Source organism: Streptomyces sp. JK94, assembly GCF_053613315.1.
Map to the genome: position 1 here is coordinate 12,821 of NZ_JBSICH010000036.1, position 17,711 is coordinate 30,531.

The 17,711-nt window shown below is 70.7% G+C and carries 17 protein-coding genes and 1 pseudogene; 8 read left to right on the top strand and 10 right to left on the bottom strand.

The features are described from left to right. Positions 1–10 precede the first annotated feature (10 nt). Together tpg and tap are read right to left on the bottom strand one after the other, a co-directional pair. The gene (tpg, locus tag ACVV2G_RS27370) at positions 11–568 is read right to left on the bottom strand and encodes a telomere-protecting terminal protein Tpg (RefSeq protein ID WP_453845433.1); all 558 of its coding nucleotides are present in this window, start codon (positions 566–568) and stop codon (positions 11–13) included. A gap of 12 nt (positions 569–580) precedes the next feature. Beyond that, positions 581–2,923, bottom strand: coding sequence for a telomere-associated protein Tap (gene tap / locus ACVV2G_RS27375; RefSeq protein ID WP_453845434.1), 2,343 nt, complete (start codon positions 2,921–2,923; stop codon positions 581–583). A 260-nt stretch (positions 2,924–3,183) separates the two neighbouring features. On the opposite strand from tap, the gene ACVV2G_RS27380 reads away from it, so the two are divergent. Together ACVV2G_RS27380 and ACVV2G_RS27385 are read left to right on the top strand one after the other, a co-directional pair. Then, a complete protein-coding gene (locus ACVV2G_RS27380; RefSeq protein WP_453845435.1) occupies positions 3,184–3,585 on the top strand; it encodes a DUF4357 domain-containing protein in 402 nt (133 codons plus the stop codon). A gap of 53 nt (positions 3,586–3,638) precedes the next feature. Next, on the top strand, positions 3,639–5,471 hold the full coding sequence (locus ACVV2G_RS27385; RefSeq protein ID WP_453845436.1) for a zeta toxin family protein: 1,833 nt from the start codon (positions 3,639–3,641) through the stop codon (positions 5,469–5,471). Here ACVV2G_RS27385 and ACVV2G_RS27390 read toward each other — a convergent pair. Further along, positions 5,429–5,716, bottom strand: a complete 288-nt coding sequence (locus ACVV2G_RS27390; protein ID WP_453845437.1) for a hypothetical protein — start codon at positions 5,714–5,716, stop codon at positions 5,429–5,431. The two genes, ACVV2G_RS27385 and ACVV2G_RS27390, sit on opposite strands and share 43 nt — an antisense overlap. A gap of 160 nt (positions 5,717–5,876) precedes the next feature. Between ACVV2G_RS27390 and ACVV2G_RS27395 the strand changes: the two genes are divergently transcribed. Further along, complete coding sequence (locus ACVV2G_RS27395; protein ID WP_453845438.1) at positions 5,877–8,552, top strand: ATP/GTP-binding protein; 2,676 nt, start codon at positions 5,877–5,879, stop codon at positions 8,550–8,552. A gap of 123 nt (positions 8,553–8,675) precedes the next feature. Here ACVV2G_RS27395 and ACVV2G_RS27400 read toward each other — a convergent pair whose 3' ends face one another. From ACVV2G_RS27400 to ACVV2G_RS27415, 4 genes are all read right to left on the bottom strand, one after another. Beyond that, positions 8,676–9,293 carry an NYN domain-containing protein gene (locus ACVV2G_RS27400; RefSeq protein ID WP_453845439.1) on the bottom strand — a complete coding sequence of 206 codons (618 nt, stop codon included), beginning with the start codon at positions 9,291–9,293 and terminating at the stop codon, positions 8,676–8,678. Positions 9,294–9,649: 356 nt separating this feature from the next. Then, positions 9,650–10,120, bottom strand: a complete 471-nt coding sequence (locus tag ACVV2G_RS27405; RefSeq protein ID WP_453845440.1) for a hypothetical protein — start codon at positions 10,118–10,120, stop codon at positions 9,650–9,652. Positions 10,121–10,553: 433 nt separating this feature from the next. Continuing rightward, on the bottom strand, positions 10,554–11,243 hold the full coding sequence (locus tag ACVV2G_RS27410) for a restriction endonuclease (protein ID WP_453845441.1): 690 nt from the start codon (positions 11,241–11,243) through the stop codon (positions 10,554–10,556). A gap of 64 nt (positions 11,244–11,307) precedes the next feature. Continuing rightward, on the bottom strand, positions 11,308–11,517 hold the full coding sequence (locus ACVV2G_RS27415) for a hypothetical protein (protein ID WP_453845442.1): 210 nt from the start codon (positions 11,515–11,517) through the stop codon (positions 11,308–11,310). Positions 11,518–11,966: 449 nt separating this feature from the next. Between ACVV2G_RS27415 and ACVV2G_RS27420 the strand changes: the two genes are divergently transcribed. The 3 genes from ACVV2G_RS27420 to ACVV2G_RS27430 all read left to right on the top strand — a co-directional run bounded on the left by ACVV2G_RS27420 (position 11,967) and on the right by ACVV2G_RS27430 (position 14,470). Further along, complete coding sequence (locus ACVV2G_RS27420; protein ID WP_453845443.1) at positions 11,967–12,476, top strand: hypothetical protein; 510 nt, start codon at positions 11,967–11,969, stop codon at positions 12,474–12,476. Then, positions 12,473–13,213 (top strand): hypothetical protein, encoded by a 741-nt coding sequence (locus ACVV2G_RS27425; protein WP_453845444.1) that lies wholly within the window; start codon positions 12,473–12,475, stop codon positions 13,211–13,213. The genes ACVV2G_RS27420 and ACVV2G_RS27425 overlap by 4 nt, the downstream gene beginning before the upstream one ends. A gap of 594 nt (positions 13,214–13,807) precedes the next feature. Further along, entirely contained in the window at positions 13,808–14,470 is a 663-nt protein-coding gene (locus ACVV2G_RS27430) for an HNH endonuclease family protein (RefSeq protein WP_453845445.1), read from the top strand. Between the two features lie 90 nt (positions 14,471–14,560). Here ACVV2G_RS27430 and ACVV2G_RS27435 read toward each other — a convergent pair whose 3' ends face one another. After that, positions 14,561–15,064 carry a lamin tail domain-containing protein gene (locus tag ACVV2G_RS27435; protein WP_453845446.1) on the bottom strand — a complete coding sequence of 168 codons (504 nt, stop codon included), beginning with the start codon at positions 15,062–15,064 and terminating at the stop codon, positions 14,561–14,563. Between the two features lie 260 nt (positions 15,065–15,324). Here ACVV2G_RS27435 and ACVV2G_RS27440 point away from each other — a divergent pair, with 260 nt between their 5' ends. Next, complete coding sequence (locus ACVV2G_RS27440) at positions 15,325–15,714, top strand: hypothetical protein (protein ID WP_453845447.1); 390 nt, start codon at positions 15,325–15,327, stop codon at positions 15,712–15,714. A gap of 178 nt (positions 15,715–15,892) precedes the next feature. Beyond that, positions 15,893–16,120, top strand: a complete 228-nt coding sequence (locus tag ACVV2G_RS27445; RefSeq protein ID WP_453845448.1) for a DUF6207 family protein — start codon at positions 15,893–15,895, stop codon at positions 16,118–16,120. A 536-nt stretch (positions 16,121–16,656) separates the two neighbouring features. Here the strand turns inward: ACVV2G_RS27445 and ACVV2G_RS27450 are convergent. Beyond that, positions 16,657–16,860 (bottom strand): annotated as a pseudogene (locus ACVV2G_RS27450) (IS110 family transposase); the annotation flags it as partial. Between the two features lie 219 nt (positions 16,861–17,079). Continuing rightward, positions 17,080–17,637: a hypothetical protein gene (locus ACVV2G_RS27455; RefSeq protein WP_453845449.1), complete on the bottom strand. Its 558-nt coding sequence runs from the start codon at positions 17,635–17,637 to the stop codon at positions 17,080–17,082. Positions 17,638–17,711 lie beyond the last annotated feature (74 nt).

The following is a 17,711-nucleotide window of genomic DNA, read 5'->3' on the forward strand; positions in this document are numbered from 1 at the left end:
GGCGTTGCTGCTAGAGGTCGAACTCGAGGTGTTCGATGTCCGTGAACCGGACCTCCTCCAGGGAGCCGGCGCGGCGGCCGCCGTCCTGGAAGTACACCTCCTTGAGCGCTTCGGCCGCGATCTCCTGGAGCTGCTGGTCGGTGGCACCGGCCTCCTGGGCGGCGAAGAGGTGGGCGGCGTAGGCGGGCGGCAGGGCGACGGTCAGGTGCCGGATGCGGTCCTGGTCCGTCGACCCGATCGGGGCCGTGTAGCCCATGCGGGCGCGGGTGTCGATGACGATGCCGCCCGTGCTGGCCGCCTTCTCCTTGGCCTTCGCGCGGATCTGCGGCTGCCACCGCTTCTTCACCTCGCGCTCCATGCGCGCGGCGAGGTCCGGGCGGGGCTTCTTGATCTGGTCTTTCACGTACCGCTCGACGGTGCGCTGGGAGACCCGCAGCATCTGGGCGACCGCCTTCGTGCCCTTGAGCTGCTTGACCAGGTACCGCATCTGCGCACCCGCGCTCTTGGGTGCCGGGCGGGTGAACGCCTTCTGCACCGCGGCCTCCAGGCCGTCCCCGAACAGGCTCATCGTGGCCTACTCCTACTCTCCGTTGTCGACGTCGGTGACGGTGCCGTCCTTGATGTACCGGGCGAGGTTGAGCTCCGGGGCGTTGAACCGCTCCCGGACTTCCTCGCCCCACAGGACGCTCTGGGTGCCTTCGTGCTTGACCAGGCCGGGGTTGATGCCGAGCTTGAAGCCGCCGGGCAGCGGCTTGCCTTCCCGGTAGGGCAGGAAGTCCAGCGGCGAGGGCCCGTTGGCGGCGTAGACGACGCAGTCGGACAGGATCGCGATGGGGTACTGCCCGGTGAAGGCGGCGTGCTTGACGATCTTGCGGTGCAGGTTGATCCGGGTGCGGGAGATGACCGCCGCGCGAATGTCGGGCCGCCACGTCGGGCGGGACAGGGCGCGCCACGGCTCGCCGGGCTTCCAGCCCTCGCCGCGGGGCCGCTCGCGGAGCTTGCCCAGGCCGCCCTTGACCGTGGCCTTGATCGCCGTGGTGACGATCGCGAGCTCCGGGTCGCGGGCCTTGTAGCCGTCCATCGCGGCGAGGAAGTCGGCCGGGGCCAGGTCGGCGTCGACGCCGAGGTCGGCCATCGTGGCGAGGTAGGCGTCGCGCAGCCGGTTGTACCAGCCGTCCAGGTAGCGGCCGTTGTCGTACCGGACCCACGCCTCGATCGGCCGGACCTCGTAGCCGAGTTCCGCCGCGTACGCGACGGTGGGCGTCGCGTACCAGGCCGGGCCGGTTGGGCGCTCGCCCTTCGGCGTGAACGGAGAGGGCAGCAGCGAACCGTCCAGCTCCCCCCACTCCTTGCCGACCTTCACGCGGGACAGGTCGACGTGGGACAGGTCGACCAGCCACGAGCCGGGCAGCTTCGGGTCGAACTCCGGGGCCTTGACGTGCGTCGCCTCCCCGAGGCCGACGTTCAACCCGTTCGCGCCGGCGGCGAAGGCCATGTTGACGTCGATGCCGACCAGGTACCGCAGGGTGCACTCCGCGTCGGTCATCGGCCGCGCCCAGTCGTACGCCTCCTCGAACAGCTTCTCGCCGGGGCCGCGCACGTGGAACCGGGGCAGGTCCTTGAGGACCGGGTGGCCGTCGGGGACCTCGCACGGCGGCCAGTTCATCGGGTCGATGGCGTCCTTGCCGAGCGAGCCGGAGTTGTGCTCGGAGTGCCGCTTGCCGTCGGCGTCCGCCTCGGAGGCCCGGGTCGGCGGGTGCAGGGCGGTCATCAGCTCCAGGCCGGTCACGGCCGTGGAGCCGCGCGGCGTCATCACGCGGGAGGCGTACACGCCCAGGACGCGGGCGAGCTCCGCCGGCGGGAGCTGCCCGGCCTCGCCCCAGTGCCGGGAGTCGAGCGCGTTCCAGGACGGGATGCACAGCTGGACGCAGGCCCGCTCCGAACCGGTCGCGGGGCGGTAGATCCGCGCCCACGGGCCGAAGCCCCTCTTCGTCAGCTTCCACTCCGCGCGGGCCAGCTGCTTGATGACCTTGTGGCCCTCCGGGATCCGCCCGGCGTGCTTCTCCTCCTCCGTGAGCGTGACGGGCAGGCCGTAGCGCTCCAGGGCGGCCTCGGTGAGCACGATGAGCGGGTCGGCGTCCTTGCCCGGCCCAGCGAGCTTCGGGGCCCCGAGCTTGGCCTCGCGCAGCGTCCAGTCCACCAGGGCCGGGATGCTCTTGGCGGGCACGTCCAGGACCAGACCGCCGGTGCAGTACGCCAGCACCGTGCCGTCGTCCTCGACGTCGACGACCGCCAACGGGCCGTTCTCGAAGCGCGGGTCGGCGCCGCCCGCCGGGGTTCCGGCCGGGGCCGCCTTCTTCGCACCCGGGCGGCGCGACGTCGACGACGTCCTGGTGGTGCGCGCCGGACGCGGCGCGGCCGCCGGAGCAGTGGCGACAGGGACAGGGGTCTGGGTGTTCTCGGTTGCAGTCATGGCCCGAGCCTCGGACGCCTCCCCTGTGGACAGAGTCCGCGCTTCCGCCGGGTCGGCGAAGCCCGCCGGGCGGGGCACGCCGGGAGAGGGGGAGAGGGATGCGGCGAGTTCGTCGACTACAGCGGTCGGCACGATTCCTTCCGAGTCGACAGCGCCGGCGAAGGTGGCGGGCACCGGGGCAGCCGGCTTCTCCGGCGTGGCGGGTGCGGGGTAGAGCTCCGCGAGCTGCCGCAGCAGCCGGGCGTACGCCTCACGCTCAGGGCCGCGCGGCTCGGTCGGCTTCTTCGTCGACTCCCATGCGGACACCGTGGCCCGACGCACCTTCAGCGCGCCGGCGACTTCGTCCAGCGTCAGGCCGTGCGCGGTGCGCAGCCGCTTGCGCTCCTCCGCCGGCGGCAGCGGAGAGCGGGACGCGACCAGCGCGTCGACCGCGTCGAACATCTCGGACATGGAACACCTCCTGACCCACACTCTACCCCATCAACCGTAAGGATCGCGCACTTTCACCGTACGGGTACCGTACAAGGTGCGTTCGAGGGAGGTGGGAGCGTCCGCGAGCCCGCCCAGGCCGATCTCCAGGAGCCTGCGGCCTTGGCGGGCAATCTCTGCTGCACTACTGAAGAAGAGAGTTGAAATAAGCGCTTAAGCTACTTACGATCGAAGCGTAAGCAAGTGATCAGGCTCTTCGGAGCGCATCGGCAGGAGATCGCATGGCCACGCTCAGCATCCACTTCGACCCCGCCGTCATCGCCCGCCTCACCAGCGCGAGCGGCGACGACACCATCCACGTCACCCTGTCCCTCGGTGGCGGGTCCGCCACCCCGGAGGCCACGCCCGTCATCCCTCACGGGCCGCTCGCTGCCCTGATGCAGGCCGGCCTGCTGAAGCCGGACACCGTCCTCACCTTCCACCAGCGCCGCGCGGGCCGATCCGGCCGCGCGGTGGTGACCGCCGACGGCCAGCTCATCGTCGACGGCCACTCCTCCCCGTTCCCCTCCCCGTCGAAGGCGGCAGAAGCCATCACCGGCAACGTCATCAACGGCTGGACCCTGTGGCACACGCCCGACGGATCCACCCTGGACCAGCTGCGCCAGAAGCTGGACGCCAAGTAGCCGGCCCCTCGCCGTTTTCGGATTGGACACAAGAACGCGCACGTGGCCGGGAGATGTTGGTGGACAAGTACGGCGAGCTGCTCGCCACGGTGATCGTGCCGAAGCTGACGGCGGGCGCGGTCGCCCAGGAGCGCCCGGTGGTGGTGTTCGTGGCCGGGCAGGCCGGCAGCGGCAAGACGCTAGTGATGGACCTGGTGCACGCCGCCCTTGAGCGGCGGGGCGGTGCGGTGCGGGTGGACCGCGACGCGTACAAGGCCGTCCATCCGCACTACGGTGCCTTCCTGGCGGAGGACGTGCGGACGGCCGGGGTGCGGGTGCGGCCGGAGACCTGCCGTTGGCAGGCCGAAGTCGAAGCACACGCCCGCAGCGGCCGGTTCGACGTGGTGGCGGAGGAGGCCCTGGCCGACCCGGCCGGGTGGCTGGCCACGCTCGCCATCTACCGCGCGGCGGGGTACCGGATCGAGGTCGTGGCCCTGGCCGTGCCGGAGGCCGTGTCCCAGCTTGGCGTGCTGGACCGCTATTTGCGCCTCGCCGAGGAAGGCCGGGCCCGGTATGTGGGGTGGGACAACCACGACGCCTGCGCGGCCGCGCTGCCCACAGCCCTGGCGGACATCGAGGCCGGGCGCCTGGCCGACCGGGTCGTAGTCGTCCGCCGCGCCGGCGAGGTTCTGTACGCCAACGAACTCGCGCCCGAAGGCCGCTGGCGGCAGCCGGCGGGTGCGCGCGAGGCGCTGCTGGGCGAGCGGTTACGTCCGTGGGGCGCAGCGGAAACCGGCGTCTTCCGCCGCCAGCTCGCTGATGCCGACCGGCGTGCGCACGATCCGCGGCTGCCCGAGGACTGGGCGCTGGCCGTACGGCGCGATGGTGAACGAGCCGCCGCGCTCGCCGAGCCGCTACGGCGTACCGCCCAGGCCCGGCGTGAGGCGCCCGGCGTCGACTACCACCGGCTCTCCGCGGAAGAGCACCGCTGGATCTTCGACATGCTGATCGCCCCGACCCTCTTGGAGGACATCACCCCGCAGGAACGGCCGGTCGCGGTGTACGTGATGGGCCAGCCCGGCTCCGGCAAGACCACCACGGCCCGGGTGCTGCGCCGGGCGCTGCGCGGTCGACCCACCCGGATCAGCGGCGACTCCTTCAAGGCATTCCACCCGGACTACTACAGCCTGCTGCACGAGGAACCGCGTACGGCCGGCGAGCGGATCCGCGCGGACTACCGGGCCTGGCAGGCCATGGCGGAGGCAGCCGTACGGGAGCGGCGTGGAGATGTGACGATCGAGATCGCCCCCGGCAGCGCAGCCGGTTTCGTGGAGGGAGCGATGGCCTACCGGCGGGCGGGCTACCGGGTGGAGTTGGTGGTGCTTGCTGTGCGGGCGGCGGACTCCCGGCAGGGGACCGCGGTGCGCTGCGCCGATGTGAACCGGCTGGGCGGCCGTGGCCGCTTCACCACCGCGCAGGGGCACGACCACCACTTCGCCGTGCTCGCCGACGCGGTCGCCGCTGCCGAGCAGCAGGCGGTGGCCGACTCCGTCATGGTGTGGGGGCGCGACGGTGCCGTCCTCTACCGCAACGACCGCGCCTCTGGGGGCTCCTGGTCACGGCCGGGAACCGCGGCGGACGTGCTGCTCGCCGCGCAGAACCGTCCCTACACCGCCCAGGAGGCGGCACGGTTCTGGGCCCTCCAGCGCCGCCTGCACACCGAGCTCCCGCACTTCCGCCACGACCTGGAGCAGATCGCCCGCCTGGCGCGGGCGCTGATGCCCGCTCACCTTCAGCCGCGCAGGCTTTCCGGCCCCATGGCCGTGGCCGCCCTCCCTCTGCCTCGGGCCCGCGGCGACGACGGCTACGGGCCGGTGGTCTTCAGCTCTTTCAGCCGGGCCGCGTAGGACGCGGTGATACGGGCGGCCTCCTGCACGTCGGCTTCCTCCAGCCGCGCCCGGTCGCGCACACATTCCTGCTGTCGGGCGAGAAGGTGCTCCAGCCGCTCCGGGGCGGGGTGGGATGCGCGGCGCTCGGACAGGAGCTCCCGGGTGTACCAGGCCATCACCTCCTCCACCACGTCAGCGGGGGCCTGCGGGCTGACCGCGTCGGCCGGCTCGGAGGAGCTGGAGGGGGATGCCGGATCGTGCATGGGAACCAACCTTCACGGGATGACGGAAAAAGGATCATTCTCGGGCCGTGACCGATATCCAGTCCACCACCGGCGCGCACCGGACGTGCCGACCGGGAGTGTCCTCCACGAGCCACCGAGCGGCATAAGTTGGGGCCAGACGATCACTTGTGGGGGGACCATGGCTGACAACCTGCGTGCGCTGTTCAGCTCCAACGACCCGTCGGCGTTCGATGTCGCGGAGGCGTTCACCGACCGCAACAGTCAGTGGGCTGCGGTGGCCGCCGCGCTGGAGGAGCACCTGCGCCGCGTCGCCGAAGGGTCCTTCGACGTGGAGGACCTCGAAGCTCCCCGCACAAACCTGATTGTCTTCCACGGGGTCGGCGGGGCTGGGAAGTCGACCCTGCTCCGCAAGATCGAGGCCGCGCTCACCGCCGCCGAGCACCGCCCCGAGCAGTGGGGCGCACCCACCTGGGTCGAGCGGGTCCTGCCCATCCGCATTGACCTTTCCCGGGCCGCGTCGACCGGCTCGGACTTCGAGCGGGTCATCCTGACGATCCGCCTCGCGCTCGCCGGGGCCCTGGACCGCACGGTGCCGTCCTTCGACGTGGCGCTGCGGCACTACTGGGAACACGTGCACCCCGGGGAGCCCCTGGACGAGTACGTCCGGCGCTCCGGGCTGGCGGGCCGCTTCGCCAACGTGCTGCCCGGCCAGTTGCAGGCCGGGGTCGGTGAGATCGCCGCAGCTCTGGCGCTGCCCGGCCCGGTCGGCTCCGCGGCCGGGCAGCTCACCTCCGCGCTCGTGTCGGCGCTGCGCGAACGCCAGGAGCGCGCCCGGGCCCTGGCCGGCGCGACCCGGACGGCGGCCCTGCTGGAAGCCACCCCGGACTTGGAGGCGCTGTCCTACTACCCACACCTGCTGGCCTGGGACCTGAACCAGCTGCCCGCGAAGAAGCGGCTCACCCCGGTCGTCCTGCTGGACACCTTCGAGGACACCGCCGACCGCCACCGCGACTTCGAACGGCTGCTCCAGCGCCTGGTCTGGCTCATGCCGAACGTCTTCTTCGTCATCGGCGGCCGCAGCCGGCTGCAGTGGGCCGACCCGGCACTGCACGGCCAACTCGACTGGACCGGCCCCGCCGCCTGGCCCGGCCTGGCCTCCGCCCCGTCTTCCCTGACGGTCCCGCAGCCCCGGGCAGCCGGCTCCGGCGCCCGGCAGTTCCTGATCGGTGACCTCTCCCCCGAAGACTGCGAGGCCCACCTCGCCCGCCGCCTGGTCCAGGACGGCCAACCCCTCATCGCCGCCGACATCCGCGCCGCGATCACCGCCCGCTCCCACGGCCTGCCCCTCCATCTCGACCTCGCCGTCTCCCGCTTCCTGGAGATCCGCCGCACCGGCCGCACCCCCACCGCAGCCGACTTCGACTGCACGTTCCCCGCCCTCCTCGCCCGCACCCTCTCCGACCTCACCCCCGAGGAACGCCACCTGCTGCGCTCCGCCAGCCTGCTCGACGCCTTCGACCTCGACCTGGCCACCCGAACAGCTGGCCTCACCCAGCAGGCCGTGGCCCGCCGCCTTGTCGAGCGGCCCCTGGTCACCGAGAACCCGTACGCCCTGTGGCCCTACCACCTGCACCGCGCGATCCGCAGCGCCGTCCGCGACGACGAACACAGCGACGACCGCTGGACACCGGCCGACTGGCACCAGGCCGCCGCCCGCGCCCTGGCCGCCCTGGGCGAGCAGTGGGCCGGCTCAGCCGCGCTCGGCCCCGGCCGCCTGCTCCTGGTCGCCTGTCTGCGCCAGGGCCTGCGCCTGGCCCGCGATCAACGCCTGGGCGACCTGGGCTGGCTCACCGACGCCGCCTACGCCTACACCGAAGACTCCGTCTGGGAACCCCTCACCCTGGCCGCCGCTGAGGCTCCGGACACTTCGGCCGATGCCGTGGCCGAGCTGCTCACCGCGATCACCCGCCGCCAGCACGAACACCGCCGGTGCACCGCCGAACGTCTCACTTCCGTCCTCGACACGGGACTGCTGCCCGCCGAGCTGACCGAGATGGCCCTCTACTACCGGGCCAAGGCCCAGAAGGACCTCAACCAGAACGATGCCGCCCGCACCGGGATGCAGCAGGTTGTCGACGCCGAGGGTCGCCTCGCCGTCAAGGCCCGCCGGGCGCTGGCCAACCTGGCCCGCCTCGCTGGCGACTTCCCCACGGCCCTGGCCGCAGTCCCCACCCTGGGGTGGCAGGGCCGCCACCACCGCGTCCTGGGCGACATCCACTGGTCCCAGGCCGACACCGCCGCCGCGGTCGCCGCCTTCGAAGCCGGCCGCGCCGAAGCCGAACAACGGGGCGCCACAGGCGAGCGCGCCATGACGCAGGTCCGTCTCGCCCTGGCGCTCTCCTTCGCCGATCCTGCCCGGGCTGGCGACGAGCTCGTCCTGGCCCGCCAGCTCCTCGAAGGACTCGACCAGCGCTCCAACACCCTCCTCGCCGAGGTCGCCGACCTGATCAAGGACGCCGGAACCAGCGGCGTCGCCGACCGCGCCCAGAACCTGCACAGCGACATCGAGGCCGCCGGACTCCCCTTCCTCCACCGGTTCGTGGAACTCGCGACCGCCTTCCACCATGCCGTTCGCGACGACCACCAGGAGCTGGCCGCCACCGTGGGCCGCCTTCGGGAGCTCACGGCCAGCGGCGACTTCGCCTACTTCGTCGACGTTGCCCACTTCATGGCCGGCCTGCCCCTCCCAGAGCTCTCGGCCATTCGCTGGACCACGAGCGAAGAACAGGTCCGCACTGCCTGGCGCCGCCTCGTCCAAAACCGCCAGGCCTACCTGCGCACCCGGCCCATCTGACCTGCCCTGGCATACAACGCGGCCCCGGGTCAGCAGGTGAGTCTGCTGACCCGGGCTCGCGCATGTCGGGTGCCGGGGCCACCGGCCCGCGAACAGCCGCTGCTGCCTCGCCGGGATTCTCCGTCAGGTCCACTTCGCCGGGCGTTCGATGAGGTGTCCGGTCGCCGGGTCGACGACCTGGTCGGGCAGCTGGGCGCCGGCGAACTTGGCACGGCCGATCAGGAAGGACGCCGGCATCAGCGTCTTCAGTTCGTTGGAGAACCTTCTGGGCGGGAACGCCGCCATGATGTGCGTCCCCGGCGCGAGACTCTTGGCCTTGCGGACAGCGGGGGCGAGGTCGCTGTCGGCGCTGATGATGACGGCCGAGGTCGCCGACTTCGTCGCGACGTCCGCGACGAGGGACACCGCGATGTTGACGTCGGTCTCCTTCTCCTCGTAGTGCGTCCAGTTGCTGCCACACTGCCGACACGTCTTCTGCTTCGCCTGATAGCGGCCCTTGATGATCTCCACCGTGTCGCCGCTGTGCGCGGGAAGAGCCTGAAGGTAGGCGTCCTGCCGGCTCAAGGCTCCAGGGTCGTTCATGACGGATGCGGTGAAGTACTTGACCTTCACCAGCTGGTCGCGGGGACGCAGCGACCGGGCGAGTTTTTCCAGGTCAAGCCAGAGGAACCGGCGGCCGTACTTGTCGTGGAGCCCGTGGTACAGATTGAAACCGTCGACGTAGACGATCAGCTCAGACACGCTGGGTGCCCCTCCCGAGAGCCGGAGGCGATGCCCGGGCCCTGGTACTGCCAGCCGTGAACAGCCGGGGTTCGCTCGCCTGCGCGCACAACCTGCCTATGAATACAAAAACGGCCCCTTGCGGGGCCGTCGAACCGGGGCTTTGCAGACCCGGCGGGGTATGTGTAGATCGTACGACCTGCAACGCCTCACGTCAATGCAAGACAGCCGCCGGCGGCACCGGACAACAGGCCTGCCGCGCGGACCGAGGACACCCGTTCTACCCTTTGACCAGGCATGATACCCAAAGGCGCTGTCGTTTCCGAGGGGAACGGCCGCCAGCCCTTCACGGCCCGGACGGAGCAGCCGGCGACCGCCTATCCGGCGGCAGGGCCGTGGGCATCACGCCGCTCCCACCAGAGGCGGTCCAGCTCTGTGCCCGGCTCGAAAACCCCGTCCCAGCCGGAATCCGGTGCGGCGAACCGCTCCAGCATCGTGCGGAACGGAAGCGGGTCATCCGACTTCGTCGTGTGCAGCACGACGTACGCCGAGGGTTCCGCAGACTGGTCCCACCACTGGAGGGGGTTGCCTTCCTTGTCGATGGGGACGGGGTAGTGCTCGACCGCCCGCACGGGCAGGAACGGGCCGGGAACCGTGGAGCCGAAGCCGACGGGGAGCGCGTCCGATCCGACCCGCAGGGAGGACAGACGAAATAGCTCCCCCACCCTGGGCACCGCCGCGGCTTTGAACCCGCGGTCGCGGTCGAGCGCGCCCAGCATGTTCTCGGACGGCTCGCCCACCTCGCCGACCTTCTCGTAGAACTCGATGCGTACCCCGATGATCGCCATGCTTCTGATCCTGGCACGTTGCCGCGAAGCCGTGGGCCGAGCGGGAGAAACAGGGGTGACAGCAGATGAGCCGTACATACGGTCGGCTTTCTACGAGGCACGGACAACGCCCGTAGGACGGGAAGAGACAGTCATGGACCGTGACAGCGGATGGGGATACGGAGATGTCGGCTGGGGAGTCACTGAGGCCCCGGGCTGGGGCCTTACCCGGGACATGGGCTGGGGCGTGACGAGCGACTGACCGCCCGGCCTAGCTGCTCCGGGCGTCAGGCCGGTTCGCCGCCCGAAGAGGCAGTAGGGGACCGACGTCGTGGACAGCGAGGTCCTCGAGGACCAGGAGGTCGAGTACGAGGTCGTACTCCGCTTCCGTCCGGACGGGCTGGCCATCCTCGGTGTCTGGTCCAAGGTCGAGACCGACGGCAGCGTGTCGCGGTCAGGCAGAGGGGCGCCGCCTGGTGCCGCCGCCGCTGCCGTTCAGCGGGATCAGGCTCTCCAGGTGAGCGCCCTTGACCCAGGAACCCAGCAGGTCGCGGTGCAGGGCCACGATGTCCTGGCGTAGAGCCAGGCCCAGCGCGTCCCTCGTGAACGCGCGGCAGGTGGTGACGAACAGGGCGACGTCCGCGCCGTGCTCGAGACGGGCGGTGCCGACGAACTTCTGCATGTCCTGCGAGGACACGCTCCGATGTGCCGCGTACTTCTTGCACTGGATGACCAGCTTGCGGCCGTCGGCCAGGTAGCCGACGACGTCCGCGCCCAGATCGCCGCTCTTGCCGCTGACGACGACGTCTCTGCAGCCGTCCCGCCGGCACAACTCCGCGATGTACGTCTCGAATTGCTGCCACGTCAGGGCGTCGACCTGGGCCATAGACAACTCGCGAGCCCGGGCCTCCTCCTGTGCCCGCCACGCCTGGTCCCGGCTGACCGCCTGGCGGTGCGCCCGCAGCAGCGCCCAGCCGGCCCCGCCCAGCGCAGCCGCGGCGAGCGCCGTCACCAGGACGGGCCACACCGTCGACCAGTTCGCGGCGACCCACACCGCTGCGGCCAGCGCCGCCACCGCGCCCCAGCCCTGCAGCTGCCTGCGGGTCTGCTTCTTCAAGCGCCGGCGCCGTCGACGTGCCGCCATCACTCCCCCGCTCCCCAGGTCCGAGGTCCGCAGTGCGCCACCGGATCCCTGCGGGTGCGGCAGCTCATCGGTCAGCCTGCGTGACGCCGCTCGCCAACTGCCCCAGGACGTTCACGATCCCCTCACCGACCGGGGTGGGGGCGATCAGGACGCCCAACGCCAGAACGATGACGACGGTCAGCTTCTCGTCGAAACGGCTGCGGGCCTCCGTACGCCGCCGCAGCCGCCAGATGACGACGACTACGAGCAGCACCGCCACGTCGATGGTCACCAACCGCCCCGGCCTCCCCACCGACTGGCATTCACCCCAGGGACGGCTGGATGTCGCCGCCAGCCCTCTTGTTTAGCGGCACCTTGGTGATGTCGGAGGCGGGTTGCCGACGAATGGCACAAAGCCATCGGACCTGGCCGGATACCGCGCGGCCGGAGCCCCACGAGCCGGAGGCCAGCACCTGGCCTGTCGCCCCTCACACGTCTGCTTCAAGCGCCGCCGCTCCGTCCGGCAGCCAGTCTTCTCGGCTCGGGCCCGGCGCAGGGCGTCGGCTCGCTCGCCGCCTGCCCGCCCCGCACCCAAAGCGCTGCCCCACGGCGAGACACCGATGTCGGACAGAGTCCGTGGAATCCCTCCGCCGGTGATCTCCCGCGTCGTACGGTCACATCTAACACGGTGACCGTCCGGCAACGCGCGGTCACGGACCGATCGCGTCTCGAAGGAGAGACCTCGTGGGCATTCTGGGCAAGCGGCGCGACACCGGCGGCGCCAGGAGCGTTCCCGCACAGGATGAGCCAGCCGTCTGGCCCGGGCGGCGCCACCGGATCGACGAGGTGGCAAAGGCGGCCGGTGTCGGTGTGGTTCGCGTCCGCTGCCACGCCACCACCTGGGACTACTTGCAGGAGGAAGCAAAGGCGCATCACGGGAAGAGCATCAGGACGCGGCCGGAGGCGTTCCGCCCGGCGACCGGTGAGGAGATCACCACCAGCGCCGACGGGATCGTCACCGTTGCGCTCGGGGGTTCGTCCCTCGCCGCGCTTTTCGACTGGTGCTTCGAGGCGCAGAGCGTCCTCAAGACCGACCTGGAGCGGGGCGTCGGCCGGCGGGTCGGCCGGGCCATCTCCGAGGCCCTCGAAAACCTGGCGGCCGCCCGGGGCCAGGGCGACCCGGATGCGGTTATCTGGCTGGACGACCGGATCGCGGCCGGCAACGCCGACAACGCATCGCCCGCACAGCCGTGACGCTGACCGTGGGGTTCCGGCTGGGCAACGACACCACCACCCGGCAGGTGACGGCCCTGGTGACCGAGGCTGGCTACCTGCACCGGGCCCAGGGCCTCTACGGGAAGCTGGCGCGGCTGTCCCGCCCCGAGCGGTCCCCCGCGGTGAACAACCCCATCCCGGCGCTCCAGGGCGAGCACCCTCTCGCCCGCCCCATCGCCGACCTGCGTCGGCACCACGCCGCGTACACGCAGAAGGGCTACATCCGCATCCTCATCCCGCCGTCCGTCGTGTGCCTTGATTACGACGAGCCCCGGCCCCTAACCCCGGCGGTGCAACGCGAGCTGTTCCAGGCGTTCATCGGCGCGGCGCCCAACACCCCGCAGTCGCTCGAAGCGGCCATCACCGCCTTCCGCGCCGCGCTCGGTCTGCGCTCCCGGCCCGAGCACATCACCTGGGCGCCCCGCGAGAAGGCGCTCCCGCCCCGCGTCGCCGCGATGCTGCGTGCCCTCGAGGACGGCTCCGCCCTCACCCCGGCGCGCCGGCGGCCTGTCGGATGGTCGGTGAGTGGCCAGGGCGTGCGGTTGCGCGTCGGCCCGACGGGCGAGGTCCTCGACCGGGCGGCGGTGATCGAACTGCAGGCGGCGCTGAGCGCGTGGCTGCACTTCAGGAAGGACAAGGAACGACCCGCCCCGCCGGGCGACGGTCCCGTGCCGTCCCGCAGCTCCGTCCCTGCACCCGGGACGGCGGCCGACTGACAGGCACGCCCGTACGCAAGACCCGCGACCGAGACCGCCGGGAACCGCAAGAGCCGGCATCACCACGGTGGGCCTGGTCGTCCTCGACGAGCCGGCCGTCCTCATCTCACGGGCGGTCAGCCGATGCCCTGGACCCCCGGGCCCAAGCCGCGCCGCCGGGGCCGTCCTCCGGTACGCGGCCGGGAACCTCGGAGACCGCCGCGGCCGGGGCCGTCTACGCCCCGGTGTCGACGGGCAGACGCAGGCCGCCGGCGGGCCGCGGCCGTCGCCGCCGTCACCGCGGCCAATCGTCCGCACCACCCGGTGCAACGGCCGCAGGACGGCCGGCGGTCACCCCGCCGGCCGCCCGCTATGCGGCCGGCTCGTACGTCACCACCTGCTCGCCACCTCGGCCTCGTCCACCGCCAGGGCCCACCGCAGCTTGGGTGTGGTGTTCCTCGTCCTCGCGACGCTGGCGGACAACTTCGCGTCGGCCGCCGCATATCGGCAGGGCGGCCGCGGCGGGCCGGGGCCGGTATGACCATTGCACTCACACGGGCGGCGCACTCGAAGAACTGCTGACAGCGCCCCGCTGCCGACCGCTATCAACAGCTCATGCTCACCTCTGCGCTGCGCGGTCTGGCCGCCGCCTCCCTCGCCGTCCTGTCCGTCACCGCGTCCACACCTGCGGTCCACGCCGCGGAGACGCTTCCTGTCGCGGAAGCCGTCACTCGCCTGCCGGTCGCCACCGAGTCCCGCGACGGGTACGACCGTGACGCCTTCCGCCACTGGAACCGCGGTGACGACCCGGCCGACGGCTGCTCCACACGTAACGAAGTCCTGATCACCGAGGCCGTCGAGCCGCCTACGGTCGGGCCCGGGTGCCGGCTGTCGGGCGGGAGCTGGTGGTCCTACTACGACCTGGTGTGGGCGACCTCGGCCTCCGGCCTGGACATCGACCACATGGTGCCCCTGGCGGAGAGCTGGGACAGCGGGGCCTCCGCATGGACGGCGCAGCGGCGTGAGGCGTATGCCAACGACCAGGGTGCGGAGGCGTCGTTGGTGGCTGTCACGGCCCGGTCCAACCGGTCCAAGGCCGATCAGGATCCCGCCCAGTGGCTGCCGCCGGCCGCCGAGGTGCACTGCCAGTACGTCGCCGAGTGGGTGGCCACGAAGCTGCGCTGGAATCTGACGGCGGACGAGACGGAGGTGGCAGCGCTGCGGGAGGCGGCGAGCGGCTGCCCGGAGCAGAGCGTGACCTACGAGCCCGCCCCGTAGCGTCCTCCCCCGCCCCGGGCGGCGGGGCGGGCACGGGACCGGCCGCCGAGCATCTGCCCGGCGGCCGGCTTCTTCACATGAGCGGCCGACTCAGCCGTGGTAGGTGATGTAGCCGTTGCCGTCCTTGTCGTTGGCGCTCTTGGTGTACGAGTGGACGTCGCCCCGGGCACCGCCGGGCTTGTAGAAGTAGATGGTGTCCTTGTCGTTGTTCCAGATGAAGTTGCAGTTCTGGCGGTAGACGACGTTGCCCGCGTCCGAGTCGGTGCCGCGGCCGCCGCGCAGGCTCACCTGGTCACCGGGCTGCAGGGTGTGGTTCTTGGTGAAGGTGAAGGAGTTGCCAGCGGCGTCCTTGACCTTGTAGCCCTTCAGGTTCACGGTCGCCGTCTTCGAGTAGTTCTTGATCGTCAGGTACTCGGCCGCGGTGTTCCCGCCCGAGCACTTGTTGGAGTCCCGGCCCGGAGCGTCGTACTGCACGCCCTTGATCTTCAGGGCCGAGGAGTACTCGGCGGCCTGCGCCGGAACAGCACCAGCCAGGCCGAGCGCGGCGACGGCCGCCGTGGTCGCGGAAGCGGTCAGGATGCGACGGATGCGCATGAGGAATCCCCCCTCAGTGGTGCGAATGGAGCGTCCGGAGCCTACCGGGAGTGATCATCAAGTGGGGATAAAGTGAAGAAAGTGTGACTACATCTCGGCTGCAGCAGGACGTTCTCCCTGGTGAGGGCGCAGGATGTCGTCGGTCGTCGCAGAGGGTGCTGTTGCGAGGGTGTCCATCGCCGTTCGGCACATAACGATCTTGGACACCCTCGTTCTCGTCTCCGCAGGCACCCCTTGGACCACACCACCAGGAGGAACCAGTGTCATACCCGCAACTGCTCACCCCCGAGGAGAGGCTCGCCGACGCGAAGAAGCAGCTGAGCCTCCCGCGTATCGTCGTGATCTGCGGCTCCACCCGCTTCATGACCGAGATGACCGAGGCCGATCTGCGGGAGACGAAAGCGGGAAAGATTGTCGTCAAACCGGGCTGTGACATGAAGTCGCCGCACGAACTTTGGTCCGATCCTGTCGAGGCCGAGGCGCTGAAGGCTCGGCTCGACGGTCTGCACCGGGCGAAGATCCGGCTTGCTGATGAGGTGCTCGTAGTCGGCGACTACATCGGAGACAGCACCCGAGCCGAAATCGCCTACGCCCGGTCGCTGGGCAAGCCCGTGCGGTTCACCCGCCCCGAAGTCGACCCTGATGCCTGACCGCCCGCTGCCACCTCGACAACCACGGCCGACAGCCGGCCGCCTGACCGTCTCGCGGTGGCTTCGGCCGCCGCCCACCCCTGCAGGCATCACTTGGAGTTGATCACCTAGGGACTCGCAGGGGTGAATGCGAAGCGGATGGAGAACTGCCGACCAAGGCCAGGGCGTCGTGCCGGTCATGGAAGCGATCAATGATGTGCACGTGTCCGAACCCGGCCTGATCGTGGTCGACGTCGCCGCTGCCGACGACGAGACCGCGTTCGCCTTCCACACCGCGCTGGCCGCCCGGTGGGCGACGACGTCGGTGGAACGCACCACACGCGAGGCTGGACAACCAGGCGTCCGGCTGCGCTGCTACCTCGACCTGCGCCAGCCCCTCAACACGCCCGACAACCCCTGCTGGTAAGTGGCAGTGACGGAAGCGGCGGCGGCGACCAGGACGAGCGGGAGCTTCAGATGGACGCGTGGATCGGGAATTAGCGGAGCCGGGCCACGACGCTGAGCGCGGAGCGGGTGAGGCAACTGTCCACGATCGGGATGCGATGGACCCGAGCGGGGGCGAGGACGGGTGGGCCGGACGCCGCAGCCTGTTCTAAGCTGCGGCGCCCGACGTCTGGCGGGGCCTGCTGAAGGGTCACACCGCCAGACATGACGCGAGTGCCCACCCCCGGCGGCGCAATCCCGGCGGGTCGGCCTCGTACTCGCTGCTGGCGAGCGGAGGGGGAACGCTCGGTGAAGCGGCCCTGCCGAGCGTCCTCGCGAGCCCGATGCAGAGCCACCCTCGCCAGATCGACGCGTGCCTCGGTGCCCGGGCGCTGCTGGTCGTTCAATGGTCGACCTGGCGAGGGGGCGGGGTGCCCCAGACCCGGACGATGTCGTGGTCGGTGAAGGCGTACACCAGCCGGTAGGCTGATGCAGCTTCCGGGCCCTGTTACTGCCGGCTCACGTACTGTTCGGCTTCCTGCTTGCTGTGACGGGGAGTGCCGCACATCTGCCATGGGTGTGGCGCTTACCCTCAGCTCGTTTGCGGTCGTAGAACCGACGCGACTCGTCGCAGTGCCGGATGCTGAACAACGCCGAGGTGTCGAAGACGCGTTGGAAGCGGCGGTTGTATCGCTGCGGACGGCGCAGGTTCCCGCTCAGCTTATGGTCATGCAGGGTCAACGAGTCGGGTCGGACGCCGGGTACGGCAACGCCCCCGCCGGTCGGACCGGTCGGGGGCGCGGTAGTGCGGGTGCACTCTCAGGCGTTGGGCCATCAGCGTGGCTGCACCCCCAGACGCGAGCCAGGGCGGTTCACCCATCATTCGGCGGCCCGCCTGTACCTGTTGCCATCAGGAGCTGGGCAACGCCGAACTCGCGATTGTTAGCAGCCGTGCTCGTCAAGGACGCGCCGGGTCTGCTTGTCTGCAGGCGACAAGCCGCCCTTCGAGGCATGTGAGAAGTGGAGCTCGGGCTGCTCAGTGCCGCTCTGGGAAGGCGCTGCCGTCATGGTGTCGTGGCGTCCTACCTTGATGGCGACGCGCGAGCTGGCGTAGACCGTGCCGGCCAGGCACTGATCAGTTCCTCCATAGGAGCGCGCGTATCGCCCCTCGGGGACAGAGAAGGCCCAGCCGAGCAACGCCCCTGACGTCGCCGCAACGGCGAGGATCAGGGCCCCTGAAGCGGCCATCAGCTGGGTCAACGGGTTACGCAGCCGGGAGCGCGCGGCCCACGTTCCCCAGGCTGCTGCTCCAATGCCTAGGGCAAGGCAGGTCAGCCCCAGTGCAACGTAGGAGGGAAGTCCATGCGAGTCGTTGCGCGAAAGATGCCAAACGTAGGCAGCAGCGGCAACGACGGCACCAGCAGCCACAGAGGAGACAATACGGACAGGTGAAAACATGGTTTCGCGTCCATAGGCAGGCGGTACGGGACTGACCTTCATACCCCAACCCTATCCGCCCTGTCACGTTCGAACGGCCGCGAGGCCAGCGCATCCGCTGTTCAGCAGAAATGCAC